Genomic DNA, 22,957 nt, shown 5'->3' on the forward strand with positions numbered 1-22,957 from the left:
CCGCTCGCGTAGTCAGTGAGTGAAGTTTCATGGAGGAGGATATTATGAATTTTCATGTGCTTTCAGTCGTGACCAGCAAGCTTTCAGACATGAAGAGGTTTTATACCGAAGTGCTCAGGCTTCCATTAACGTCGGAAGACTCCGCATCGTTTACAGTAAAGGCGGGCAGCTCGCTCCTGCGTTTTTCCGAGTCGGCGGAGCCCGCTTTCTATCATTATGCGTTTGCGATTGCCAAGCCGCATTTTGAAGCGTGCCTTCAACGAATAAAAAAGCACCAAGGCTTGCTGCGAGACCGGGATGGAGAGGAACGGATGACTTCAGTGATCCGGAAAGGAAGCCAGATATATTTCGAAGACCCGGAAGGAAATATTGTAGAAGTGCTTTCCTTTGAGGAAGAGGGAGCCGAAGGAGGGTGGCTGCGCGTTCAGGAGATTGGAATGCCGGTCCCGGATGTAGCTGCCTTCGCCGAGAAGCTTTCCGTTTTGGGCAGCGAATTTGAAGCGGAAAGCGATACATTTCGCTTTTTCGGTGATCGGCGTGGGGTATTGGTGCTCGTAAAGCAAGGACGTTCCTGGTTTCCGACCAACCGTCCGGCCGCGATTCATCCGATCATCGTGGAGGTGGAGCAAAGGAGCGGAGAAAGTGAAGGAGAAAGAGGTCTATTCACCATCGAGCAACCCGAGCTTGGGTATACGATTACGGTACGCTAAGCTAATCTAAGCGGATTCTATTTGCGGAGAAGCGATCCGATCAACAGCATACCCGCACCCGGAACTTGTGCCGGGAGAGGTGATCCATTTGCATTTCCAATCATTGCCTGCTATGGATCGCTTTTTGCGCCTTATGCTCATCCTCCGGACGGACAAAAATTTCATAGGTAGTGGTGCGGTCGGTACGGGGGAACATTACACTAGAAGTATCCAAACCCAAATGATTGATGTCATTTGGCGATTTTGTCCGGTAGCTGATGCCGTGAGCCTGCAATTTTGCCGCGGCTTTGGCATACGCTTCGGTGCCGACCGCTATATGCACCAGGCACTTGTGTCGAGAAAAAAACCTGGAAAACAGACCCATTCATAAATGCCCCCAATCCCTTTATTTTCCAAAAGCGAAGCCGTATACTTATATCAATGATTTTAGCTGAAGAGAGGGAAGCCTACCAATGAAGTCTTTTTTGCTGATCGGTTGGTTGATACTGCTTGCAGGGGCAATTCTTTCGCGCGTCAATCCCAGGTTCAGAAGCATCCGGTTAATCGGGGACGGTGCCTTTCCGTTTCTTTTGTACATCACTGCCCCTGATTTGTGGCCGCTCTGTCTGGGCCTGTTTTTCCTCCTGTACGCCGCGGAAATCTTTCGAATGTATCGAGAGCAGAGGAATTGATCCTCCTTGCGTCTCTGTCCAGCCTTCGCTGTCAGATTTTCCTGTCTTCCGGAATTGGTCCTGATTGTATTCGTCGTATCTCCTGTTTGAAAATATTCCAAATGAGCAAGATAGATCTCCTATTTTATGAAAAGAAGCGAAAAAATAAAACTGACCGCAAAATAGCCGGCTCCCGCCCAAAAAAACGGACCGTGGGGGATCAGTCGCGGCTGAAACGACACGTCGTCCTGTCCGGTTAGCTCATACATCCCTTCGTTCTGCCCGCCTTCGACCTTACTAATGTATGATTCCTGCCTCCGCCAAGAAGCAAAAAAACGCTTGCAACTGATCCAGAAGGCGGTAAAAAATTGCCCCTGGATGACGAAAAGCACGCCCCATGCCATCAGCAGCAGAAGAGAAGCGTAGCAGAGGCCGTCTGCGAATCCGCCAAGCGACAGCGGGGAGGGAGAGAAAAAGCCAAATGCCAGAGCAAAGAGGGGAGGACCTGCAATCAGCGACGCCATTTGCCATCCGGAAGACCAATTTGCAGTCGACATGCGATCTCTCCTTATAAAAAAAGATGTAGGCAAGCTGAATAGATTCAGCGCATGTAAAATATTACTGTATTTTCTGAAAATAACTTGACTGACAATTCTAAAAAGTTGTATTTTATCTCTAGTATATCCTACCAAAAGATGGAACGTCCATCAAATCGAACAATGGGGGGCACTATGAGACGAAAAAAGAAAGGCTTATCCTTAGTCATCGCGTTGTTGATGGCGTTTACTGTGGCCGGATGCAATTTCAACTCCGAACAGACAAATACGCAGACACCGGCGCCAAATAACGGCAATCAAACCGCTGAGCCAACCGCGGGGAAAAAGGTACTGCGGATTTATGACTCGGACGAGATCCCGACGCTGGATACCGCTCAAGTACACGAAGATGTCTCGTTCGCGGTCGTGAACAACACGATGGAGGGCTTGTATCGCAGAGACGCGAACAGCCAGCCGTATTTGGCGATGGCGGAGAAGCACGATATGTCCCCGGACGGTCTGGTACATACCTTCAAGATTCGCGAAAATGCCAAATGGAACAATGGCGAGCCGGTAACCGCACATGACTTTGAGTTCGCCTGGAAAAAGGTATTTCAGGCGGCCGGCCACTACAGCTTTATGTTCGAGACAGCAGCGGTCCTCAATTCTACTGCGATTCTCAAAGGAGAAAAGAAGCCGGAGGATCTCGGTGTAAAGGCATTGGATGACCGCACGCTGGAAGTCAAGCTGGAGTACCCCAACCCGCTGTTGAATCAGCTTCTTTCCTTCCCGACATTCTTCCCGCAGAAGAAGGAGTTCGTCGAGAGCAAAAAGGAGAAATACGGCCTGGAATTCGACACGGTGCTGTACAACGGCCCCTTCATGCTGACGGAATGGAAGCACGATCAGGGCTGGAAGTACGAGAAAAACCCGAACTATTGGGATAAAGACAAGGTCAAGCTGGATCAAATCGACGCCTATGTCGTAAAGGATGTCTCTACGGCATTGACTCTGTATGAATCGGGTCAAATCGACCGGGTGGAGCTGACTTCTTCCTTCGTGGATCAGTACAGGGACAAAGAGGGCTTCCTGACGATCAAGGACCCGTCTATCCGTTTCTTGCGCTTCAATCATACGCATCCTGCACTGGGCAATGTGAACATTCGCCGGGCAATCAACCTGGCCTGGGATAAACAGGGACTCACGGATGTCATTTTAAACGACGGTGCTACCCCGCTATATGGCATGGTTCCCGGTGGATTCTTCTTCTCGCCCGAAGGAAAGGATTTCCGACAGCTCAATGGCGATATCAACAAAGGGACGGTAGAGCAGGCACAGGAATTCTGGAAAAAAGGATTGCAGGAAACAGGGCTGAGCGAAGTGAAGGTAGCGCTTAACCTTGCCGATACAGATACGCAGAAAAAAGTGGGCGAATACTTAAAGAACCAACTGGAGAAAAATCTCCCCGGCTTTACGCTTGAGCTGAAATCAGTACCGACCAACCAACGGCTTGAGCTCGAAAAGGCGGTCAATTACGACATCTCGCTTTCAAGCTGGGGACCGGACTACAGCGATCCGATGACCTACATTGACATGTGGGTGACAGGCGGCTCAGCCAACCGGATGAAATACTCAAATGCAAAGTACGACGAAATGGTAAAACAGGCCAAGATGGAGACCGATATGTCCAAGCGCTTCCAGATGATGCTGGAGCTGGAGAAGATGCTGCTTGATCAGGACGTGGCTGTCGCGCCTGTTTATCAGGAAGGGCTTGCAGTATTGCAGCGGCCGACGGTGAAGGATTACGTCGTTCTGCCAACAGCGCCGAGGTACAACTACATGTGGGTGGATATTGCAGGGCAGTAATTGACGGTATCATTATCCAATGACCAAAAAAAGAGGATCGCATTTGCGTATCCTCTTTTCACCTGTAAATCACGGGAGAGCATAACCCTCCCGTTTTCCGATTTTTTGCGAAGCGGACAGCCAGACTGAAGATGGGGTGAACAAATGGGAGCTTATTTGCTGAAACGGGTTGGATACATGCTGGTGACGCTGTTTATCATTGCAACTGCTACTTTCTTTTTAATGAAGACGCTCCCCGGCACACCTTTCACCAATGCCGACCGGTTGAATGAGCAGCAGTTGGAAAACATGAAGGCCAAATACGGACTGGATCAGCCGGTTGCCATTCAGTACGTTCGCTATTTGGCCAATCTGGTCCAAGGCGATTTGGGCATGTCATTTAAATTTATGGGCAGAAGTGTAAACGAGGTGATCTTTGAGCGGATCGGTCCATCGGCGCTGATCGGATTTCAGGCGCTGATCGTGGGGACGTTTGTCGGGCTTGGGCTCGGGGTTGTCTCAGCGCTCCGGCATAACAGCATCTGGGACTACACCTCGGTTACGCTGGCTGTGTTGGGGATGTCGATCCCCTCCTTTGTCTTTGCCGCTCTTTTGCAGTATTACCTGGGATTGAAATGGGGCTTGTTGCCGCCGGCTCTGTGGAAGGGGTACGAGTACACCATTTTGCCGACTCTTGCGCTTTCGGTTACGGTAATCGCTACCGTCGCCAGGTTCATTCGGACGGAAATGCTGGACGTGATCAGTCAGGATTACGTCATGACTGCCCGGGCCAAAGGCTTGTCCGAGACGGGTGTAATCGTAAAACACGTCCTGCGAAACGCCTTGATTCCCGTCGTGACGATGCTCGGACCGCTCGCCGTCAACATTATGACAGGGACGCTTGTGATCGAGAAGATCTTCTCTGTTCCGGGTCTGGGCGAGCAATTTACGCTGTCCATCGTCGTCAATGATTACAGCGTAATTATGGGGATTACGCTTTTTTACAGCTTGCTCTTTATCCTGATGGTTTTCGTGGTGGACATCCTGTATGGTCTGCTTGATCCGAGAATCAGCGTGAGAGGAGCGAAGGCGAAATGAGTGCTGAACTGGGAAAAAACGAATCGACTCTGGTGTCGCAAGTACATAGCCATTCGTCTGTCTTTCCGCCTGCCGAAGTCACGGATGACCTGTTCGTCCATGAACCGCTTGACTCTCGGTTGCAAGAGCAGGTATCGGGCCAGACCGTTTCTGTTTGGAAGGATGCCTGGAGACGGCTGCTGAAAAACAGGGGAACCGTTATTGCGATGTGCATCATCGTCCTGATCACACTCTTGGCATTGATCGGACCGCAGTTGTCTGGACTACCCTACGACGAACAAAATCTGACGTTTTCCAACCTGCCGCCCAAGGTAGCTGGCCTGGAATGGCTCGGTTTTGACGGGAAGGATGCCAAAGGAATCGATCAATACGAGGCAAGAGGGATCACCGAGCACTTTTGGTTCGGAACGGATGAATTCGGGCGAGACCTCTGGACGCGTGTCTGGAAGGGGACGCAAATATCGCTTACCATCGCCCTTTTGGCGGCACTGCTTGATTTGTTCATCGGAGTGGCCTACGGCGGAATCTCTGCCTTTTACGGCGGAAAGATCGACAATGTAATGCAGCGCATCATCGAAGTGCTCGTAGGCATACCAAACTTGATCGTGATTATTTTGTTCATCTTGATCCTTGATCCGGGGATTTTCTCCATCGTCTTGGCTATGATCGTGACCGGCTGGGTCGGAATGGCCCGTGTCGTACGCGGGCAGATGATGCAGATCAAGGCGCAGGAATTTGTGCTCGCTTCCCGGGCCCTTGGCGCTTCCAACTCCCGATTGATCGTCAAGCATCTTTTGCCAAACGCGGTCGGCCCGATCCTGGTCACACTGATGTTTACGATTCCGACTGCCATCTTTTTCGAAGCGTTTCTCAGCTTTATCGGGCTGGGCTTGCAGCCTCCGCTTGCATCGCTGGGCGTCCTTATCCAGGACGGGTACGTGTCCATGCGTTATTTCACCTACAAGCTCGTTTTCCCGGGCATTGTGATCAGCGCCTTGATGATCAGCTTCAACCTGTTGGCTGACGGACTGAGGGACGCGCTTGACCCGCGCATGAAAAAATAGCCGGAATAGAAGGGAGACAAACCATGTACGAACCGATCTTGTCCGTAGACAATTTGCACGTCTCGTTTCATTCCCAGAACCGGGTGGTCAAAGCCGTCAGGGGAGTCAGCTTTGCGCTGCAAAAAGGGGAGACGCTGGCGATCGTGGGAGAATCCGGTTCAGGCAAATCAGTGACAGCGAAAAGCCTGATGCGGATGCTGCCGGCCCAAACTGCCAAAATAACGGAGGGCGCCATCCGCTATGACAATCAGGATGTGCTGTCCTTTTCGCCGCGCGAGCTGCAAAAGCTGCGGGGCAAAGAGATCTCCATGGTCTTTCAGGACCCGATGACATCGCTCAATCCGACGATGAAAATCGGCCGCCAAATCATGGAGGGGTTGGCCAAGCATGAAAAGTTGACGAAGTCGGAGGCAAAGCAAAAGGCGATTCAGATGCTGGAGATGGTCGGGATTCCGCAGGCAGCCGAGCGGATCGATGCCTATCCCCATCAATTTTCCGGAGGAATGCGACAACGAGTCGTCATCGCCATCGCGCTCGCCTGTCGACCGAAGGTGCTGATCGCCGATGAACCGACAACGGCTCTGGATGTCACCATTCAGGCGCAAATTCTCGACCTGATGCGCGGACTGCAGAAGCAGACAGGGACGTCTATCATCCTGATCACGCATGATTTGGGAGTCGTGGCCAATATGGCCCAGCGAGTTGCCGTCATGTATACGGGAGAAATCGTCGAGATCGGGCCTGTCCATGAGATATTCACGAGGCCGCAGCATCCCTACACGAAGGGATTGCTGCAATCGATGCCCCGTCTGGACGCGGACCGCTCCGAGCCGCTGGTGCCGATCCCGGGGTCTCCGCCCGATGTGACCAGGCTGATGGGTGGATGCTCTTTTGCCCCTCGCTGTCCCTATGTGATGCGGGTGTGCCATCATTTTTCGCCCCAATCGACGAGCCTTGGTCCGGAGCATCAGGTTTCCTGTTGGCTGCAGGACAGGCGGGCAGAGGAGATGCGCCGCTCCTTTTGCTCATGAGTGCAAAAAAGCGAGGGAAACAGAGCAAACCCTATCGGTTCATTGCAAAATCCTGATCTTGCCGAGGAGCCATTTGCAAAAAAACGAAAAAACGGCCGTTTTTGAAGGTCTATGCGGAATAGCCGGATTCGGAGAGTTCCATTTTTTGTGATACAATAAAGACATCTCAAAAACGGAAAGGATCAGGATACCAATGGTTCCGTATAGGAGCGTATGGAAACGTTATGATCTCTCCTACACATAGCGTCGCAGCATGTCGATCGTCACTAGGGCGACTCAACCTGCTGCGAAAGTGAGGAAATACGTATGGAACGCTGTCTGTATGTCAGAAGTTCCTCAGTGGTCGGTTGGGCGCTCAAGCCAAAACCGATGACATTGCGAGGAATTAATGATGAGGAGAGCAAAACCGTTACGACAACAGTTTGCACAGCTTAGTTTGATTTTGTTCGGATCTTGTTTATTGGCATTTGCGTATTACCATATCAACTTCCAAAACCACTTGTCGGAGGGCGGATTCGTAGGCTTGGCGCTTTTGGCCAAGTACGGCTTTAATCTCCCGCCGGCTGCGACGATGCTCGTCCTGGACATCCCGCTTTTTATCATGGCGTGGTTGCTGAAAGGACGCCAGTTCATCTGGAACACCATACTTGCGTCGCTTGCCTTTTCAGGCTTTTATGAATTGTTTGAACGATTTTCGCCTATCGTAATCAATTTGAGTGACTATATGCCGGTCGCCTCCCTGCTTTCCGGGGTGTTGACTGGCCTGGCAACAGGGATTGTTCTGCGCTTCGGCGCTGCTACGGGCGGGGATGACATCATGTCTGTCCTGCTCAGCAAATATACCGGTCTGTCGATCGGGACGATCTTTCTCCTGTTGGACTGCATGGTGCTTAGCCTGTCGTTCCTGTATTTGCCGGTCAAAGAGGTGCTGTACACCATTTTGGCGGTCTTGATCGCCAGCAGGGTGATTAACTGGACGATTGGAAAAGGAACGACGGAGGAAGAAGAGAACGTCCATGGACCTGTCCGGGGCGTTTCGACAAGCCACCGATGAGTTTTGACGAAAGCGATAGAAGTATCCATTTTCAATCTGGATCCGACAAGCGACAGGAGGGCCTCCTGTTGCCAAGCGAAAAGACCCGAGGGTTATCCCCGGGTCTTTTTTTGGCTGGGGATACTGCAACTTTTCAATCCACAGCCGTAAACGTAACAAATAGACATGTACCAGCAATCTGGGCAAGTGCCCCAGAACGTGTCATCGGTAGGCGAATACCTTAACAGAGGAGAGGGAAAACTGTCTGCAAGGAAATGCAGTCAGCGGCGAGAACTGCCTTCGACATCTATTTAATAGGAAACGATAAAATTACCGGAGCAAATGAAGCATTCAATTGCCAATAAAAATCATTCTCATCGTTGACAGATAATGATTTTCATTATACGATGGTAATGATAATTGATCTCAGTGACGAAGCGATTGCTTTGCTAGTCCTTTTTGCGGGAGGGTGCCATGCGTTATCAAATCAATGGTTACACAGACATGTACACGGTGTTGGCAAATGAACGTAAGGTGGGCGGTGCCGTAGAGGCGGGCTTGATTCGCCTGCGGACCGGTGAAGAGTTCACCAATGCGGTTCTGACGCGGCTTGAAATGTCTGATGCACAGTTTTGTTCGCTTGGCTTTGTCACCCAGGAAGGCAAGCGTCTGATTGTCCATGTGAATGATGTCAGCATGGTTGCAGATGCCGTACATATCAACGTATGTGATCTGAAAAACGAAGTCATGAGGGCGGAAAAAACTGCTGAGCGACTCAAACGGCTGAAGCGGCTATGCGAACTGAATGAAGGCAGCTGTACGCCGACATTCCGCGAAGAAGCACTCCTTCTGGCGGAAGATATCGGGATGGAACTGGCCAGAGGTCATGTCGATTTGTCGTTCCTCCCGGATACGGAAAAAGCGAAAGTGGTGCGAATCGCCTAAAACAAAATTCAAGGCGGCATGTATGAAACAGCGTACATGCTGCCTTCTTACGTTTTGGAAACAGGAGTGAAGGAAAACATGATCAGCTTGCATGATATTGCCCGAACATTAGAACGAGTACGAGAGAAGAAGCCACTCGTGCATAATATCACAAACGTGGTGGTCACCAATTTTACAGCCAACGGATTGCTTGCTCTGGGGGCTTCGCCTGTCATGGCATATGCCCGCGAAGAGGTGGCAGACATGGCCAGACTTGCCGGGGCGCTCGTGTTGAACATCGGTACACTGAATCAGCCGGAAGTAGAAGCTATGATTATTGCCGGGAAGGCAGCCAATCAGCAGCAGGTGCCGGTTATTTTCGACCCTGTGGGGGCTGGCGCGACTTCGTACCGGACAGAGACAGCCAGACGCATTCTGCAGGAGGTCAACGTTTCTTTGCTGAGAGGCAATGCGGCCGAGATTGCCCATGTCATCGGAGAAAACTGGACCATCAAGGGTGTGGATGCAGGGGAAAGCAATGGGGATATTGTCGCGCTGGCGAAAAAGGCCGCGCTGCATTGGAAAACGCACGTGGTCATCACCGGACGGGAAGATATCATTACGGATGGCACTGCCGCGTATCTTATCAAGAACGGTCATCCCATTTTGACAAAGGTTACCGGGACGGGGTGTCTGTTGACTTCGGTGATCGGCGCTTTCGCTTCGGTTGAACAAACCCTCTTGACAGCAGGAGCAGCGGCTCTGGTCAGCTACGGGGTTGCAGCCGAGCTTGCCGCGGAAAAAACAGAGGAAAAAGGCCCTGGCAGTTTTCAAATTGAATTTCTGAATCAACTGGCGATGGTGTCATCGGAAGATATTTTGCGGTATGGTGCTGTGGCTGTTGCGATGTAGGGCCGTTTCGAGGAAAAATTTGCGCATTGAGCATTTAGATCGAAAGAATGAGGCGGGTACACATTGGATGCGATCGACTTACCGGATCATGGATGCAATGTAGCTGTATTTTTTCAGCGTGTACGACAGAAGCTTTTGCTGATGCTCAGACAGTGACAGAAAAACAAACTCCACCTGATCTTGTTCGAGCGGGCGAACGTAGTATTTGGAAATGCCGTGCCTGACGATCTCTTTGTTTAGTCTGGCGGCGATTCCCGCGTCGGTACGTATGTGTATTTCCACTGGTTACTCTCCCTCCTTGACCACAAAATAGCGTACCAGAATCAGGCAAAGAAAAACGTCGGACATGTGACGAAAAAAAGTCCGATCTGTTACCAAGTTGTGTACCTGAACGTGCAATTTCGAATTGTGAAAAATATCCGACTGCCTTGCCTTTGTCTAGAGAAATTCGCATCAGATGAGAAATCGCGTACAGATGGCTGTCAAACATGCGAGAAGTGGAAGGGAAAAAGAAGGTATTGAAATAACTCTTGTTTTATGATATAGTCATTTGTGTCAAAACGGACAAACACAATGTGATTTGGTACTGGATGGATGTCCGAGTGGCCGAAGGAGCACGATTGGAAATCGTGTAGACGGGGATGACTCGTCTCGTGGGTTCAAATCCCACTCCATCCGCCATCTTGCTTAAAATGGCCCGTTGGTGAAGCGGTTTAACACAGCAGCCTTTCACGCTGTCATACAGGGGTTCGAATCCCCTACGGGTCACCATAACTCATGCGGTCGTGGCGGAATTGGCAGACGCGCTAGATTCAGGTTCTAGTGGTGGCAACACCGTGGAGGTTCAAGTCCTCTCGACCGCACCATATGCGGACGTAGCTCAATTGGTAGAGCGTCGCCTTGCCAAGGCGAAGGTCGCGGGTTCGAGCCCCGTCGTCCGCTCCATGATGCGTATGCAGGTCTCTCACCCGTGCCGGGTTTACCCTCGTGGTAAAACACGAAGAATTGCTCGGGTACTTCAGATTTGGCTGCGCAAAGAAGGATACTCGACGAGGTATTGCCAATGGAAGCGAGCCCCGTCGTCCGCTCCATATATATGTGCCCTTAGCTCAGCTGGATAGAGCGTTTGACTACGAATCAAAAGGTCGGGAGTTCGAATCTCTCAGGGCACGCCATTTATCCCCCCAGCAAGGGGAGGTACCTCGGTTGATCTGATAGCCTTTTGCGAAAGGCATGATTCATTTTGCATCGGGAAGTGGCTCAGCTTGGTAGAGCGCTTGGTTCGGGACCAAGAGGTCGCAGGTTCAAATCCTGTCTTCCCGACCATCTTTGTTTTTTTCTCGAATAGTTGGCTACTATAAATAGAAGCAAGATCGTGCGGGTGTAGTTCAATGGTAGAACCCCAGCCTTCCAAGCTGGTCGCGTGGGTTCGATTCCCATCACCCGCTCTTTTTCATTTATGGCGGTCGTGGCGAAGTGGTTAACGCACCGGATTGTGGCTCCGGCACTCGTGGGTTCGATTCCCATCGATCGCCCTATCTGTCAAACAGCAAAAAAGCCCAGTGTTTGTCCAATTGGACAGCCACTGGGCTTTTTTTTGCTGGGATTACATGCTTTTCTCGCTCAAAATGGCTGTGGTCGAACGCGCTTGCTTCAATCTGATTTGCGGGACGATGATCGCGAGCATGATCAGCGTGACGCCGGCCCATCGCAGTCCGGACACCTGCTCATGGAGAACGAAGCTGGACAAGAGGACGACCGTAGGCAATTCGATTGCACTGAGAATCGTCGCTACGCCATTGCCCAGACGAGGAACCCCGATCGCAAGGCAAAGAATCGGGATGACCGATCCAAAGCAGGCGACCAGCAGAGCGTACGGAAGCAGGCCGTCCAAAAGCCTGCCATTGATCAGGAAGGCAGGGGGGTACACCAACGAAAGCAGAATGGCTGCCAAACTGATGGAAATGGCGCTGCGCAAATAAGGATTCATGTCAGGGACGAGCCGCCCGCTGAAAAAGATGACCATCGCAAAGGTGGCGCCTGAGAGCAGTCCAGTCCCGAGTCCGTACAGACTGACGCTCTTCAGGCTGTCTATGCCGAGTCCGCTGGCAAGCACCGTCCCGATGCCGAGCTGAACAAGAGACAGCCATTTTTCACGAGTCGGCCATTTCCGGTCTGCGATCGCTTCGATCATCACGCCAATCCATGTAAATTGAAACAACAGGACGATGGCGAGCGACGCGGACACTTGACTGACCGATTGATGATACAGAAAGCTGGTCGCGGCCATCATCACGCTGACAGGCAGCAAAATGAACACATAACGCCAGCGAAAGCGTTCCCTGGATAAAAAGAAGGCGACCGCGATCATGATGAGACCGCCAAAGATTAATTGGCTGCTGCTCATTTCATAGGGGGAAAATCCTGCGTGGAAGGCTGCTTTCATGATAATAGAGAGGATTCCGTAGCTGACAGCTCCCGCGAGAACGAGAATCACGCATTTCCAGTATGACATTAGTAAACTTCCTTTCTTCTGACTAAACAAATAATTGATGGGACCTATTGTACTATAGAAGCAAACTTGATAAAATAAAAGTTTATACCATGCTTTATCGTGATAATTAGGTAATAAACTGCTTAGTTACCATGGTAGCGCAATGAAGGGTTGATCTCCTTTTTGAGCTTCCTATAAAGAATGTACATAGATAGATAAGTTGCTCTTCTATCGTTTACACTGAAGAGAATGAGCGAGGAGAACGAAACAGAAACAAATGGGGGCAGGTGTGGATGAAACAAGGAGTCTTGTACGCAATCGGGGCCTATTTTATGTGGGGAATGCTGCCGCTGTACTGGAAGGTTTTCGAGAAGATGGGAGCCTGGGAGATATTGGCTCACCGGATTATCTGGTCAGCGGTGTTTGTCGTAGCCCTGCTGTTTGTGACAAAAAAACTGCGCTATTTGAAATCGTCGGTAACGGAAGCGAAAACGTGGATCGCTTTGGTGCTGAGCTCGTTAATTATCAGCGGCAACTGGCTGATCTATATATGGGCAGTCAACATCGGCCATGTGATGGAAACGAGCCTGGGCTATTACATAAATCCGCTGCTGAGTGTATTGTTCGGGGTTTTGTTCCTTAAAGAGCGCATGCGCCTGGGGCAATGGATCGCTATCGTACTTGCGGCGATAGGGGTTTCCGTCATGACTTTCCATTACGGAAAGGTTCCGTGGGTAGCTATTTTGCTCGCGCTGACGTTTGCCCTGTATGGATTGGCGAAAAAAACCGTCAAACTCGAGCCCATGATGAGTCTCGCCTGGGAGACATTGTTTGTGGCCCCGATCGCTCTGGCCTACGTGCTTGCACTTCAGGTAAACGGACAGGAAACCGCCCTTTCACTGGAAGCTTGGCAAATAGTCTTGCTGACCTTGGCTGGGGTTGCGACAGCCCTGCCGCTGTATTGGTTTGCCCAGGCAGCGAAGCGATTGCCTTTGTCAATGGTCGGCTTCGTTCAATACCTATCGCCAACTATCACGCTGCTGATGGCCATTTTCTTGTTCCATGAACCGTTTACCCAGACCCATTTGATCAGCTTTGGCTTTATCTGGAGCGCATTGGTCGTATTTACGATCAGTTCGCTCCGAAGCAAGGGAACGTCAACAGCTCCCGCTCCAAACGCAAACCTGGCTTTCAAAAAGAAAGCATAACAACAGAAAAACTCCCGGCTTCCTTATATAGAGGAGGCCGGGAGTTTTTGCTATTGCCTTTATTTATATAGCTAGTCCAACACTTACGCTTTTTGCAGCTTGCGATACGCTCCATGATTGGTCGGACCAACGTATTCGTTCAGCTTGAAGGAGTGGCGGATCGCTTCCGTGATAAACTGCTTCGCTACGTTAACGGCATCGCGAACCGATTGTCCTTTTGCCAATTCGGCGCAGATCGCCGCGGAATACGTGCAGCCTGCTCCGTGCGTATAGGTGGTATCGATGCGTTCGCCTTCGAGGATGTCGAATGTACTGCCATCATAGAGCACATCGATTGCTTTTTCATGCTGCAGCTTGCCGCCGCCCTTGACCAAAACATAGGCCGCGCCTTTGTCGTGAATCCGCTTGGCGGCTTCCTTCATGTCGTCGACAGTCTTGAGCGCGCCCATCTGGGACAAAGCCCCTGCTTCATACAGGTTAGGTGTGACGACGGTCGCACGCGGCACCAGAACGTCACGCAAGCAGTCCGCATTTTCCGGATGGAGCACCTCGTCTGCCCCTTTGCAGACCAGGACAGGGTCAACGACTACGTTTTTCAGTTGATACTGTTCGATTTTTTTGGCAGCCAGCTCGATCAGATCCGTTGTTCCGAGCATGCCGGTTTTTACCGCATCGACACCGATCCCGGAGAGGACCGTCTCGATCTGCTTTTCCAGGGTGTTCAGGTCGATCGGGAACACTTCGTGGAACCAGGAATTATGCGGATCCTGCGCGACGATAACAGTCAAGGCAGTCATCCCGAATACGCCCAGCTCCTGAAAGGTTTTCAAGTCCGCCTGAATACCTGCTCCGCCGCTTGTGTCAGAGCCTGCGATGGTCAATGCTTTCTTCATGGTCATGGCTTTCGTCTCCCTTTGTATCCGCTACGATGGTAGTAGGGGCATCTCTGAAATCTTCTTATCCTTATTGAAGAGCAAATGCACAGCGGTGTCAATAAGGGTGACACGCAAAAAGCCGCTTTCCCTGTGAGGAAGAGCGGTTCAAAAAGGTGGACGGTCAAACCATGGCCACTTTATGTATGTGTTAGACAGATGCGACGTGATGGAAAGAGAAGCTGATGGGAGCGGCCATTGCTTTTGACCTTGTGCTGGCCAGTTTCTTGGCCTCTTTCGCTGCTTCAAACATGCTAGGAGCTTTAATGACTTCAATCCATTGACGTGTAGCTGTTTCAAACAAAAAGCGATAGATCCTCATCTTCACTCTGCCCTCTCGTGTTTTTCTTGCCTGCTCCTATTATATCAGCGAACTGGAATGATTTGGTTACAGGAGTGTTACAAGTTCTTGAATTTGGTGTGTACAAAGGGTTAATTTTATTTCACGAAATAAAATCGTTACATTTTTCCTGCTCCTCCGTCTATATACAATGAGATGATTTTTCCAAATTTGTAATAGCAAAAGAGGTGTACACAGAAGATGGCCAACGGAATGGGTGAATTGACGGTCGAAAACGTCAATCACAGCTATGGAACCGGGAAAATCAAAGTCCCTGTCCTCTTTGACATCAATATCCACATTGCAAAAGGGGAGTTTGTCGCGCTGTGCGGGTCTTCAGGATCGGGAAAATCGACACTCCTCAACCTGCTGGCGGGATTGACCAAACCGGAAGAGGGCAAGATTTTCGTCAATAGCGAGGAAATCTCCCGTTTTAACGAGAACGAGCTTTGCTTGTTCAGGCGCAAATGCATGGGCTTTATTTTTCAGTCCTACAATCTATTGCCGGGTCTGACCGCGCTGGAAAATGTGGAGCTTCCCTTGATTTTTGCAGGTGAGAGCAAGAAAAAAAGACGGATAAGAGCTGCCGAGATCCTGGAGAAAATGGGGCTGGAAGGCCGCCTGGATCACCGCCCCAACGAGCTTAGCGGCGGGCAGCAGCAGCGTGTCAGTATCGCCCGCGCCCTGGTAAACAACCCGAGTATCGTGCTGGCTGACGAACCGACTGGAAACCTGGACAGCAAAACAGAGCAGGAAATTCTCGACTTGATGAGGCAGATGAACCGAGAAAGCAATACGACATTTATTATCGTTACGCATGAGCAGGAAGTGGCCGAGCAGTCCGACCGGGTGATTTACCTACAGGACGGAAGAGTCGTGCAAAGGCGTACAAAACCGGCGTGATCGAGGGTATGAGGTGAAACAAAAGTGAAATTTATAGACTCATTTCGGATTGTATGGAGAAACCTGTGGCGCATGAAGCTGCGAACAGCGCTTACCTCGGTTGGGGTCATGATTGGTACGGCAGCGATTGTCGCGATGATTGCCCTCAGCTTGGGCTTGAAGGCAAATGCTGTAAAAAGCCTGGAGAGCTGGGGGAACTTGACAGAGCTCGACGTGGAACCGGCCTTCTACATACCGGAAGAAGACAGAGTGATTCCCGACGACGAACGAAAAAAACTGAATATGGCGGCTGTTCAAGAGTTGAAAGCGGTCAAAGGCGTAGCTGCGGTCATGCCGATCAAGCGCATCCGCGGCGAGTCCAAGCTGAAGGTTGGCCGAAGGGAAGGGTACATCGAGCTGGTCGGTGTCGACGTCCGCGAATCTGCCGCATACCGGAAGGACGAAATTGAAAAAGGAACCTATCTTACGGGAGCGCCTCAGGAGGTTGTTGTTTCCTATTACGTTCCGCGAGAGATGAGGGACGTGGAAAAAGAAAAGCGGGAAGCCCGAATGAGGAATGCCAACAAGAGTGGCGGCGGAGGAGGGGAAGTATACTTCTCTCGGCGAGGTGGTGGCGGAGGAGGCGAAGAAGGCCCGGCTCCATTCGACATGGTGGGCAAGCCGGCAACGATTACGCTGACTCGCGAATACCGGATCGACGATGAATTGAAGCTGGAGAAAAAAGACGTCAGGGTGAGGGTCGTCGGCCAACTGCAAAAATCGGAGAATTTCCGCTACGGAAGTGCGGTCTACGCTCCGCTCAGCCTCGTAAAGGAAATGAACGACTGGCTGAACCGCAGCAGGGGCGAGGAGTTTGGTGACACCAGCTCAAGGCGCTCGCGCGATAAAAATCAGGACGAGTTTGTATTCGATGAGATTACAGTCAAGGTCGAGTCTCGCGAAATGGTCGAGAGCGTCGTATCCGATTTGAAAAAGCTTGGCTACGAGGTTTGGTCGCCTGCCCGCGAACTGGAGCAGATCAACAAGTTCTTCTTCGTGATTCAAATGATTCTCGGCGGGATTGCAGCCATTTCTCTTCTGGTCGCTTCCATCGGGATTGTAAACACAATGATCATGTCCATTTTGGAGCGGACCAAAGAAATCGGGATTATGAAGGTAATCGGAGCCACCGTTTACAACATCCGCTGGCTGTTTTTGATGGAGTCGGGCTTCATCGGTCTGATTGGAGGCATGACCGGTCTGGGACTTGCCTGGGGCGCCGTTGAATTGGTCAACTATTTCGGCAAAGCAGGCGGTCTGATGGACAGTCTGGGCTTTGGCGGCGGAGGAGAGGAAATGACCACGTTGGCTGTGATACCGACATGGCTGGCTCTGTTCGCCATCGGATTTGCCTTTATTATCGGTTTGTTGGCGGGCATTTTCCCGGCCATTCGCGCGTCCCGTTTGAGCGCATTGCAAGCGATTCGATCTGAATAAGGAAATGTGGGGTTACTTACGATGAGCAAAAAGAAAAAGTGGATCATCATTTCTGCCGTTCTCGTGCTGTTGGGCGGCGGAAGCGTGTATGGTTATACGAAGTTTACGAGCAACGAGGCGGCATCGGAGCAGCCGCAGGAGGAACCGCCTTCCTTCCCGACTGCGGCAGTAGAGACGGGAGAAGTAAGCAAAGCCATCTTCGCTTCGGGGACAGTGGAAGCCAAGGCCCGTGAAGAGGTGAAGCCGGAGCTGAGCGGAAAGGTCGAGAGGGTGTTCGTGCAGGAGGGACAGCGCGTTTCAAAGGGCGATCCTCTCTTTAGCATTGACGGCGAGGACGCTGCCATTGAGCTGCAAAAGCAGGAATTGAACATCATCCGGGCGCAAAAGGACTTGGCCGAGATCAAAAATAAAAAGGACAAAATTCTCTCTGACAAAACCGGAAAGATCAAAGAAGTTTTGATCAAGGAAGGCGATCAGGTAACGCCTGACACGATTGTGGCAAAGCTGGTCAACACGGATTATCTGAAAATCAAAGGGAAATTCACGGCATACGAGGCCGAACGCTTTAAGGTAGGCCAGCAGGTGAAGGTATTTCTCGTAGCCTCTCTCTCTTATGTCGACGGAACGGTTACGAAAATCGACCTGACCGGAACCAAGGAAAAAGGTGTCGGCGGCGTGCATGACGTAGAGGTGCTCGTGAAAAAGCCGGGAGCCATTTACGTTGGGGACATGGGCGAGGTGCAGTATACAGATGCAAAAGGCACGTTGTACGCCAGCCAGATCGCCACGCCATTCGAGAATCCGGATGACATCGATCTCGTAGCCGGTACGCATGGAAAAGTGGGCAAAGTCGAGATTGAGAATGGCGACGAAGTGAAGGCAGGACAGCTCATTGCAAAAATGGACATGACCTCCGTCGATCTGGAACTGAAGGAAAAAGAACTGGCGCTGAAGGAGTCCCAGCTGACGATGGAGCAAAAGCGACGGGACATCGCAAAAAAACAAGTAACGGCGCCAATCAGCGGGGTAATTACCAAGCTCAATGTAACGGCAGGCGAAACACCTGACTCGGGCAAGCCTGCTGCGGTCATCATGGATACGAGCGCGGTTTACTTTATCGCGGCTGTGGACGAGCTGGACATCCCGTCGATCAAGGTAGGGCAGCACGCGGAAGTGTATGTCTCGGCTTTTGGCAACAAGCCGTTTACAGGAAAAGTAATCGAAGTGCCAAAAGAAGGTACAAAGGAAGACAAGACGGTTCGATTTGCTGTGAAAATCGAACTGTCCGATACGAACGAGATGAAGCACGGAATGACCGGGGACTGCGATATTTTCGTAGAGAAGAAAGAAAATGTGCTCCGACTCCCCATGCAGGCTGTTGAAGTCCTGGAAGAAGGGAAAGGACAGGTCATGGTGAAAGATCCGGCGTCCGGAGAACCGACACCGAAAGAAGTGGAGATTGGGATCGAAGGATCGGAATTTGTTGAGATTAAGAGCGGGCTTGCAGCCGGAGATGAAGTTTTGATGATGCTCGGCGGAGAAATGTAGCCGGAGCAGGCTGGAGCGAACCGCAAATAAAGGGGAAACCGCCCGATGTCTCTATTCATGGACAGCCGGGCGGTTTTTTATGAAATTATGAAGGAAACAAGATTCTCTCTATTTCGGCCCGCAAGCTTTTTAGCGGATTGCCGATCGGCCGCCCGGTGCTTGCTTCGAACAGCTCGGCAGCAGGAACCATGGACAATTGGGCCACGGAAATGCTCTCCGGCTCCCCTCGCTTGGCCAATACTTGCAAGCCATGATAGATGGCTTCGCGGTATTCCGCTGTTCGTCCGCTCATCAGCAAAGGAAATGAGTCGGGAACGAGCTCTGCACGTACGTCTGTCTCCGAAGAACGCACGTGTGCGAACGAATGGTAACGCGCCATGGTCCCTTTGATCGTAGCAGGGTTTGAAAAAAGCAGACGGTGAGAGCCGGAGGAGCTGGATACGTCGTGGAAAAATGGTTCGTCCAGCTTGATGATGGGCAGCTCTACACAATTTTCATCTTCAGGCTGCATGCCTGCAATGTACTGAGTGCAAGTAATGAGAATCGCGTCCACGCCGCATGCGGCGATCCATTGCAGCTGTTCCCGTATCTTTGCTCTCGACGCCTCGTCGGGAAAATGTCCCGAAAGCTCTGAGCGAATCAGGACGCCGGGGTCGACAAAATGGGTCAACGCCAAACCGTCGATACACAAACCATCAGAAATGAGGGCGATATTGGAGTGATGGGCGTGCAAACAGCCAAGGCGCATCAGGAAATCTCCTTTTCAAATGGTTTGACAGCAGCCACTCTGATCCGTTTGTAGTCGATGACCCAAGAGCCGTCGTGAAACAGATGAGGCTTGAGCTCTTCGGCGATGTCCCGATATGCGGCCTTTTTTTCGCCAGCGGACATCCCGGTGAAGAAGGGGGAGCAAAAAGCGTTCAGCCAGTGAAGAATGCCGTTTTCTCCGTCAGGCAGGGGAGTCGGGCGGTCAAAAAGCTGCGCACAAGTGACAGAGAAGCCTTGATGCTCTAATATAGTGGAATAAGTGCCAATACTGGGAAAGTACCAGGGCATTCTTTCAGATGCATCAATGCCGGCTGAGCTTAGCACGATTCGGATCTTTTCGATAACCGTTTCCACATTGCCGGCTCCGCCAAACTCGGCGATGAAGCGCCCACCGGGACGAAGCGCAATCCAAATGCTTTCAGCCACCTTCTCGGGCTGCTTCATCCAGTGCAAGGCGGCATTGGAAAAGACGGCATCGAAGGTTTCGGTTGTACGATAAGTATGAGCGTCCGCAACATAAAAAGGAAGATGCGGATATTTTTTTCGCGCGGCATCGATCATTTCTTCAGAGAAGTCAATTCCGGTCGGTTTGGCCCCCATGCTCGCCAGCTCATGGGACAAGTCGCCCGTCCCGCACCCGATATCGAGGACAGACTCGCCCGGTTTCGCTTGAAGCCAATCCAGGATGCCTTTGCCAAAGGCGGAAACAAAGCTCATTTTCGTGTCGTACAATTGCGAATTCCATGAATGCGTATCAGTCATGTGAACCCCCTCCTTGCTTTGTTTTTACCAGCAAAAAGGGTATTAGTCAAATCTATAATAAGTATAAAAGTAATAGGAAATTTCTATTTGCATTTGCGAAACAATGCCTTCAGGCAGACGATAAGGGAGGATGAAGGATGGAACCAGTTGTTTTGCGCGGGCATCATTTGCTGTGTGTCCACGGTTTTCGCGGAATGGGATACAGTCCTGACTTTGTTGTCAAAATGGGGGAGATTGTAGAGAGAATCCGCGACAATGAGCAAGACTTTCCGATTCAAGTCGTAAAAGGATTCGATGAAACGTGTCAAGTCTGTCCTCATAAAGGATCGACGCGCTGCGAAGCGGCTCCTGATTCGGAGGAGCATGTCCAAACGCTGGATCAAAATGTGTTTCGGCACCTGGGAATCACGCCAGGGGAGGTTTATCTCAAGTCGGAACTCGTGCAAAGGACACGCGAGAGAGTATCCCCAGATGATTTGGCCCATTTATGCGAGGGGTGCTCGTGGTTATCCTACGGTGTCTGCAAGGAGGGAATAACCGAGCTTCGCAAAGGAAAAAACCCTGAACCTTCCTAATTTTTTCTGACGTGCTTCGAGGATTTGGGAAAGAAAGATCAGGGAGGGAACGGCAATGACGGAGGAAGAGTGGGGCATCCTCTACAAACTTGGCTTTCGCATGGAAGAAGGAAAAGTGAAACATCTCAAGCTGGGAGTCGTAAAAGAAATTGAGGATTTTTCGGGTTTTGATTCACTCTCGGAGTTGGAAGCATTCGCAAAGGAATGCTTGCGGACCCGATGCCTCGTAAACAAGCAGAAGAAACGCGATAAACGGCAAAGGGGTTGAACGGATCGTGGAGCTTGAAGATCGAGTGACACTAACCCGTAAGTTGGATGAGGTAAGGAAATGGGAATCAGACCAGAACGATCTGTGGTTTTGGGAAAAGCTTGGGCGCCTCCCCTTTGTCTTTCTGGACCGGATCACGCCAAACGTGGTGCGGGACAAACTTGGCACAGCCGTCGACGAACTGGTTGCCTTTTTGGAGAACGGAGGGAAGTACCTGGTACGTGAGCGGGATATCCACACCCGCTTTCAGGAAGCGTTCCCGAGGAAGGACGAGCAGTCGCTAGAAACGCTTCCGATCAATCAGCGTCCACTCGCGCAAATGGATAAAATCGCCGCAGAGCTGAGCGAGTCGCGTGCCACCTTTGCAGCCGTACAAGGAGCCACCACAGGCTTTGGCGGCATCTTTACGCTTGCAATCGACATTCCTCTGCTGCTGGGCACCTCGCTAAAGGTACTGCAGGAGATGGCGATTTGCTACGGCTATGATCCGCAGGACAAGCGGGAGCGGCTGTTTATTGTCAAATGTCTGCAGTTCGCTTCCTCGGATATTGTAGGAAAGCAGGCGATCCTGGAGGAGCTGTCTTCTTTCGACAATCCTTCCAAAGAGCGGGATGTACTCTCTCAGCTTCAGGGCTGGCGAGAGGTAGTGGTGACCTACACGGAAAATTTCGGGTGGAAAAAGCTGTTTCAGATCGTACCGGTCGCGGGAATGCTCTTCGGCGCTTATCTGAATCGCTCGTCTGTCCGTGACGTGGCGGAGACGGGCATGATGCTGTATCGCAAGAGAAGGATTCTCGAGCGGCTTGGCACGGAGGCGTAGCTGTAGTGTGAACAAAAACCCAAATGGCCGAATCGGCCGAACAAATTGCCCAGCCAAACGCCGAACCGAATTATTGAACCGATTTTCTGAATTGCAACCGTCCAGATTAAGTGATGCTGCCGCTCCTACGTCGTCTCCAGCTCCTCGGCGGTAATGGCAAAGATCAGGTGATCCTCCCATTTACCGTTGATTTGCAAATAGCGAAGCGACAGTCCTTCTTCGCGAAATCGGTTTTTCGCAAGAACCTTGATCGAGCCTGTATTGCGCGGCATGACCGCAGCTTGAACCCGGTGAAGCTTTGCTTCGGTAAACGCAAATCGGATGACTTCTCCTACTGCTCTGGTCATTATTCCTTTGCCGTTATGAGATTGATCGAGGAAATAGCCGAGTGTAGCGTTTTGCCAGGCTCCGCGCACGATATTGGAGAGGTTGACGCGGCCGACGAGGGTTTGATCAGGGCCGACGAAAATGCCGAACGAATAGCCTGTCCCTTCGCGAAAGCTTCGCTCTGCCTCCTCCAACTGCTGGTACTGCGCTTCAATTGTGTAAAAAGAAGCGGGGCGGATGGGTTCAAAAGGCTGCAGAAATTGGTGGTTTTGTTGCCGCAAAGAGGCCAGGGCAGGGGCATCGCTTGCAGACAAGGGACGAACAAGAAACGCAGAAGGTGCAAACATCTTCAGGTTCAGCCTCCTATTCACATATAGGGTGGATGGAAAGTTTAGCATGAATCAGGACTGTTGAAAAGAGGGAAAAGGGAGTCGCTGACAATGCCGTCCAGCAGGAGCGGCCCACTCTCGATTCAACAGTTGCCACCGGGTACGGAATTTGGTACAGTACAGGGTAAGTAAAGCTGAACAATTGCATATTGCCTTCTAAATAGAGGCGCGCTGCGGATGAGTACTTCTTTTCATCAGGAATGGGGAAAGGGAAGAGGAGAAAAGGCCAAAGCGCCGAAGTTCTGGCCGCATCCCCATTGGCGGCAGGGCTGGGGTGCTCGTGAATAATGATCATCCTGTCATAGGAGAAGTTTCTCTTATGGAGCGCTATTTACGTTTGCTTG

The 22,957-nt window shown here is 51.2% G+C and carries 25 protein-coding genes, 8 tRNA genes and 1 riboswitch; of the genes, 24 read left to right on the top strand and 9 right to left on the bottom strand.

Annotated features, from left to right (window positions below):
* Positions 1 to 44 precede the first annotated feature (44 nt).
* Positions 45 to 710: a VOC family protein gene (locus EDM54_RS12015; RefSeq protein WP_170208379.1), complete on the top strand. Its 666-nt coding sequence runs from the start codon at positions 45 to 47 to the stop codon at positions 708 to 710.
* A 100-nt stretch (positions 711 to 810) separates the two neighbouring features.
* Here the strand turns inward: EDM54_RS12015 and EDM54_RS12020 are convergent, their stop codons facing one another.
* Positions 811 to 1,074: a hypothetical protein gene (locus tag EDM54_RS12020; RefSeq protein ID WP_122958243.1), complete on the bottom strand. Its 264-nt coding sequence runs from the start codon at positions 1,072 to 1,074 to the stop codon at positions 811 to 813.
* Positions 1,075 to 1,162: 88 nt separating this feature from the next.
* On the opposite strand from EDM54_RS12020, the gene EDM54_RS12025 reads away from it, so the two are divergent.
* A complete protein-coding gene (locus EDM54_RS12025) occupies positions 1,163 to 1,381 on the top strand; it encodes a hypothetical protein (protein WP_035988812.1) in 219 nt (72 codons plus the stop codon).
* Between the two features lie 119 nt (positions 1,382 to 1,500).
* Here the strand turns inward: EDM54_RS12025 and EDM54_RS12030 are convergent, their stop codons facing one another.
* Positions 1,501 to 1,917, bottom strand: a complete 417-nt coding sequence (locus EDM54_RS12030) for a DUF3899 domain-containing protein (protein ID WP_122958244.1) — start codon at positions 1,915 to 1,917, stop codon at positions 1,501 to 1,503.
* Between the two features lie 174 nt (positions 1,918 to 2,091).
* Here EDM54_RS12030 and EDM54_RS12035 point away from each other — a divergent pair, with 174 nt between their 5' ends.
* The 7 genes from EDM54_RS12035 to thiM all read left to right on the top strand — a co-directional run bounded on the left by EDM54_RS12035 (position 2,092) and on the right by thiM (position 9,803).
* On the top strand, positions 2,092 to 3,762 hold the full coding sequence (locus EDM54_RS12035; protein ID WP_003386363.1) for a peptide ABC transporter substrate-binding protein: 1,671 nt from the start codon (positions 2,092 to 2,094) through the stop codon (positions 3,760 to 3,762).
* A 144-nt stretch (positions 3,763 to 3,906) separates the two neighbouring features.
* Positions 3,907 to 4,839, top strand: a complete 933-nt coding sequence (locus EDM54_RS12040; protein WP_003386362.1) for an ABC transporter permease — start codon at positions 3,907 to 3,909, stop codon at positions 4,837 to 4,839.
* A complete protein-coding gene (opp3C, locus tag EDM54_RS12045; RefSeq protein ID WP_174768858.1) occupies positions 4,836 to 5,903 on the top strand; it encodes an oligopeptide ABC transporter permease in 1,068 nt (355 codons plus the stop codon). The genes EDM54_RS12040 and opp3C overlap by 4 nt, the downstream gene beginning before the upstream one ends.
* A gap of 23 nt (positions 5,904 to 5,926) precedes the next feature.
* Positions 5,927 to 6,934: an ABC transporter ATP-binding protein gene (locus EDM54_RS12050; RefSeq protein ID WP_003386360.1), complete on the top strand. Its 1,008-nt coding sequence runs from the start codon at positions 5,927 to 5,929 to the stop codon at positions 6,932 to 6,934.
* Between the two features lie 388 nt (positions 6,935 to 7,322).
* Positions 7,323 to 7,988, top strand: a complete 666-nt coding sequence (locus EDM54_RS12055) for a YitT family protein (protein ID WP_031932787.1) — start codon at positions 7,323 to 7,325, stop codon at positions 7,986 to 7,988.
* A 453-nt stretch (positions 7,989 to 8,441) separates the two neighbouring features.
* Positions 8,442 to 8,912 (top strand): hypothetical protein, encoded by a 471-nt coding sequence (locus tag EDM54_RS12060; RefSeq protein WP_024985598.1) that lies wholly within the window; start codon positions 8,442 to 8,444, stop codon positions 8,910 to 8,912.
* An 81-nt stretch (positions 8,913 to 8,993) separates the two neighbouring features.
* On the top strand, positions 8,994 to 9,803 hold the full coding sequence (gene thiM, locus EDM54_RS12065; protein WP_371862612.1) for a hydroxyethylthiazole kinase: 810 nt from the start codon (positions 8,994 to 8,996) through the stop codon (positions 9,801 to 9,803).
* Positions 9,804 to 9,881: 78 nt separating this feature from the next.
* Here the strand turns inward: thiM and EDM54_RS12070 are convergent, their stop codons facing one another.
* A complete protein-coding gene (locus EDM54_RS12070) occupies positions 9,882 to 10,085 on the bottom strand; it encodes a hypothetical protein (protein ID WP_003386355.1) in 204 nt (67 codons plus the stop codon).
* A 306-nt stretch (positions 10,086 to 10,391) separates the two neighbouring features.
* Between EDM54_RS12070 and EDM54_RS12075 the strand changes: the two genes are divergently transcribed.
* The 8 genes from EDM54_RS12075 (at position 10,392) to EDM54_RS12110 (ending at position 11,338) form a co-directional block, all read left to right on the top strand.
* Positions 10,392 to 10,484, top strand: a tRNA-Ser gene (locus EDM54_RS12075).
* Positions 10,485 to 10,497: 13 nt separating this feature from the next.
* Positions 10,498 to 10,574, top strand: a tRNA-Glu gene (locus EDM54_RS12080).
* A gap of 8 nt (positions 10,575 to 10,582) precedes the next feature.
* Positions 10,583 to 10,669 (top strand) — tRNA-Leu (locus EDM54_RS12085).
* 3 nt (positions 10,670 to 10,672) lie between these two features.
* A tRNA-Gly gene (locus EDM54_RS12090) sits at positions 10,673 to 10,748 on the top strand.
* Between the two features lie 153 nt (positions 10,749 to 10,901).
* Positions 10,902 to 10,978, top strand: a tRNA-Arg gene (locus tag EDM54_RS12095).
* A 74-nt stretch (positions 10,979 to 11,052) separates the two neighbouring features.
* Positions 11,053 to 11,129 (top strand) — tRNA-Pro (locus EDM54_RS12100).
* A 51-nt stretch (positions 11,130 to 11,180) separates the two neighbouring features.
* Positions 11,181 to 11,251 (top strand) — tRNA-Gly (locus tag EDM54_RS12105).
* A 14-nt stretch (positions 11,252 to 11,265) separates the two neighbouring features.
* A tRNA-His gene (locus tag EDM54_RS12110) sits at positions 11,266 to 11,338 on the top strand.
* A 71-nt stretch (positions 11,339 to 11,409) separates the two neighbouring features.
* Here the strand turns inward: EDM54_RS12110 and EDM54_RS12115 are convergent.
* Positions 11,410 to 12,318: an EamA family transporter gene (locus tag EDM54_RS12115; protein WP_122958245.1), complete on the bottom strand. Its 909-nt coding sequence runs from the start codon at positions 12,316 to 12,318 to the stop codon at positions 11,410 to 11,412.
* A gap of 272 nt (positions 12,319 to 12,590) precedes the next feature.
* Between EDM54_RS12115 and rarD the strand changes: the two genes are divergently transcribed.
* Positions 12,591 to 13,505 carry an EamA family transporter RarD gene (rarD, locus tag EDM54_RS12120; protein WP_031932788.1) on the top strand — a complete coding sequence of 305 codons (915 nt, stop codon included), beginning with the start codon at positions 12,591 to 12,593 and terminating at the stop codon, positions 13,503 to 13,505.
* 83 nt (positions 13,506 to 13,588) lie between these two features.
* Here rarD and pdxK read toward each other — a convergent pair whose 3' ends face one another.
* On the bottom strand, positions 13,589 to 14,404 hold the full coding sequence (gene pdxK / locus EDM54_RS12125; RefSeq protein ID WP_003386352.1) for a pyridoxine/pyridoxal/pyridoxamine kinase: 816 nt from the start codon (positions 14,402 to 14,404) through the stop codon (positions 13,589 to 13,591).
* Between the two features lie 184 nt (positions 14,405 to 14,588).
* Positions 14,589 to 14,759: a hypothetical protein gene (locus tag EDM54_RS26460; RefSeq protein WP_003386351.1), complete on the bottom strand. Its 171-nt coding sequence runs from the start codon at positions 14,757 to 14,759 to the stop codon at positions 14,589 to 14,591.
* A 219-nt stretch (positions 14,760 to 14,978) separates the two neighbouring features.
* Here EDM54_RS26460 and EDM54_RS12130 point away from each other — a divergent pair, with 219 nt between their 5' ends.
* Genes EDM54_RS12130 through EDM54_RS12140 form a run of 3 tightly spaced genes read left to right on the top strand, consistent with a single transcriptional unit; the run spans position 14,979 to position 18,704 of the window.
* Positions 14,979 to 15,680, top strand: coding sequence for an ABC transporter ATP-binding protein (locus EDM54_RS12130; protein WP_003386350.1), 702 nt, complete (start codon positions 14,979 to 14,981; stop codon positions 15,678 to 15,680).
* Positions 15,681 to 15,704: 24 nt separating this feature from the next.
* Positions 15,705 to 17,156, top strand: a complete 1,452-nt coding sequence (locus EDM54_RS12135; RefSeq protein ID WP_024984010.1) for an ABC transporter permease — start codon at positions 15,705 to 15,707, stop codon at positions 17,154 to 17,156.
* Positions 17,157 to 17,177: 21 nt separating this feature from the next.
* Positions 17,178 to 18,704, top strand: coding sequence for a permuted SH3 domain-containing protein (locus EDM54_RS12140; protein WP_003386348.1), 1,527 nt, complete (start codon positions 17,178 to 17,180; stop codon positions 18,702 to 18,704).
* 85 nt (positions 18,705 to 18,789) lie between these two features.
* Here the strand turns inward: EDM54_RS12140 and EDM54_RS12145 are convergent, their stop codons facing one another.
* Together EDM54_RS12145 and EDM54_RS12150 are read right to left on the bottom strand one after the other, a co-directional pair.
* On the bottom strand, positions 18,790 to 19,452 hold the full coding sequence (locus EDM54_RS12145) for a hypothetical protein (RefSeq protein ID WP_031932790.1): 663 nt from the start codon (positions 19,450 to 19,452) through the stop codon (positions 18,790 to 18,792).
* On the bottom strand, positions 19,452 to 20,234 hold the full coding sequence (locus EDM54_RS12150; protein WP_003386344.1) for a class I SAM-dependent methyltransferase: 783 nt from the start codon (positions 20,232 to 20,234) through the stop codon (positions 19,452 to 19,454). Before EDM54_RS12150 ends, EDM54_RS12145 begins: the two co-directional genes overlap by 1 nt.
* 137 nt (positions 20,235 to 20,371) lie before the next feature.
* On the opposite strand from EDM54_RS12150, the gene EDM54_RS12155 reads away from it, so the two are divergent.
* The 3 genes from EDM54_RS12155 to EDM54_RS12165 are packed head-to-tail and all read left to right on the top strand — an operon-like array spanning position 20,372 to position 21,897.
* On the top strand, positions 20,372 to 20,809 hold the full coding sequence (locus EDM54_RS12155; protein WP_003386342.1) for a DUF1284 domain-containing protein: 438 nt from the start codon (positions 20,372 to 20,374) through the stop codon (positions 20,807 to 20,809).
* A 55-nt stretch (positions 20,810 to 20,864) separates the two neighbouring features.
* Positions 20,865 to 21,077: a hypothetical protein gene (locus EDM54_RS12160; protein ID WP_003386340.1), complete on the top strand. Its 213-nt coding sequence runs from the start codon at positions 20,865 to 20,867 to the stop codon at positions 21,075 to 21,077.
* A gap of 7 nt (positions 21,078 to 21,084) precedes the next feature.
* Entirely contained in the window at positions 21,085 to 21,897 is an 813-nt protein-coding gene (locus EDM54_RS12165; protein WP_031932793.1) for an EcsC family protein, read from the top strand.
* Positions 21,898 to 22,022: 125 nt separating this feature from the next.
* On the opposite strand, the gene EDM54_RS12170 is transcribed toward EDM54_RS12165, so the two are convergent.
* Entirely contained in the window at positions 22,023 to 22,571 is a 549-nt protein-coding gene (locus EDM54_RS12170) for a GNAT family N-acetyltransferase (RefSeq protein ID WP_003386338.1), read from the bottom strand.
* A gap of 195 nt (positions 22,572 to 22,766) precedes the next feature.
* Positions 22,767 to 22,951, top strand: a riboswitch (Lysine riboswitch).
* Positions 22,952 to 22,957: the final 6 nt, after the last annotated feature.

Source organism: Brevibacillus borstelensis (assembly GCF_003710865.1).
GTDB classification, from domain to species: Bacteria; Bacillota; Bacilli; order Brevibacillales; family Brevibacillaceae; genus Brevibacillus; species Brevibacillus borstelensis.

Bases quoted from the DNA above. Each gene is read 5' to 3' on its own strand.
- EDM54_RS12145 (WP_031932790.1), bottom strand. From the start codon at position 19,452: ATGCGCCTTGGCTGTTTGCACGCCCATCACTCCAATATCGCCCTCATT.
- EDM54_RS12060 (WP_024985598.1), top strand. From the start codon at position 8,442: ATGCGTTATCAAATCAATGGTTACACAGACATGTACACGGTGTTGGCA.
- EDM54_RS12115 (WP_122958245.1), bottom strand. From the start codon at position 12,318: ATGTCATACTGGAAATGCGTGATTCTCGTTCTCGCGGGAGCTGTCAGC.
- EDM54_RS12020 (WP_122958243.1), bottom strand. From the start codon at position 1,074: ATGGGTCTGTTTTCCAGGTTTTTTTCTCGACACAAGTGCCTGGTGCAT.
- EDM54_RS12035 (WP_003386363.1), top strand. From the start codon at position 2,092: ATGAGACGAAAAAAGAAAGGCTTATCCTTAGTCATCGCGTTGTTGATG.
- EDM54_RS12030 (WP_122958244.1), bottom strand. From the start codon at position 1,917: ATGTCGACTGCAAATTGGTCTTCCGGATGGCAAATGGCGTCGCTGATT.
- EDM54_RS12015 (WP_170208379.1), top strand. From the start codon at position 45: ATGAATTTTCATGTGCTTTCAGTCGTGACCAGCAAGCTTTCAGACATG.
- EDM54_RS12155 (WP_003386342.1), top strand. From the start codon at position 20,372: ATGGAACCAGTTGTTTTGCGCGGGCATCATTTGCTGTGTGTCCACGGT.
- EDM54_RS12050 (WP_003386360.1), top strand. From the start codon at position 5,927: ATGTACGAACCGATCTTGTCCGTAGACAATTTGCACGTCTCGTTTCAT.
- EDM54_RS12150 (WP_003386344.1), bottom strand. From the start codon at position 20,234: ATGACTGATACGCATTCATGGAATTCGCAATTGTACGACACGAAAATG.
- EDM54_RS12170 (WP_003386338.1), bottom strand. From the start codon at position 22,571: ATGTTTGCACCTTCTGCGTTTCTTGTTCGTCCCTTGTCTGCAAGCGAT.
- EDM54_RS12040 (WP_003386362.1), top strand. From the start codon at position 3,907: ATGGGAGCTTATTTGCTGAAACGGGTTGGATACATGCTGGTGACGCTG.
- EDM54_RS12025 (WP_035988812.1), top strand. From the start codon at position 1,163: ATGAAGTCTTTTTTGCTGATCGGTTGGTTGATACTGCTTGCAGGGGCA.
- EDM54_RS12130 (WP_003386350.1), top strand. From the start codon at position 14,979: ATGGCCAACGGAATGGGTGAATTGACGGTCGAAAACGTCAATCACAGC.
- EDM54_RS12160 (WP_003386340.1), top strand. From the start codon at position 20,865: ATGACGGAGGAAGAGTGGGGCATCCTCTACAAACTTGGCTTTCGCATG.
- opp3C (WP_174768858.1), top strand. From the start codon at position 4,836: ATGAGTGCTGAACTGGGAAAAAACGAATCGACTCTGGTGTCGCAAGTA.
- pdxK (WP_003386352.1), bottom strand. From the start codon at position 14,404: ATGACCATGAAGAAAGCATTGACCATCGCAGGCTCTGACACAAGCGGC.
- EDM54_RS26460 (WP_003386351.1), bottom strand. From the start codon at position 14,759: ATGAGGATCTATCGCTTTTTGTTTGAAACAGCTACACGTCAATGGATT.
- EDM54_RS12140 (WP_003386348.1), top strand. From the start codon at position 17,178: ATGAGCAAAAAGAAAAAGTGGATCATCATTTCTGCCGTTCTCGTGCTG.
- rarD (WP_031932788.1), top strand. From the start codon at position 12,591: ATGAAACAAGGAGTCTTGTACGCAATCGGGGCCTATTTTATGTGGGGA.
- EDM54_RS12055 (WP_031932787.1), top strand. From the start codon at position 7,323: ATGATGAGGAGAGCAAAACCGTTACGACAACAGTTTGCACAGCTTAGT.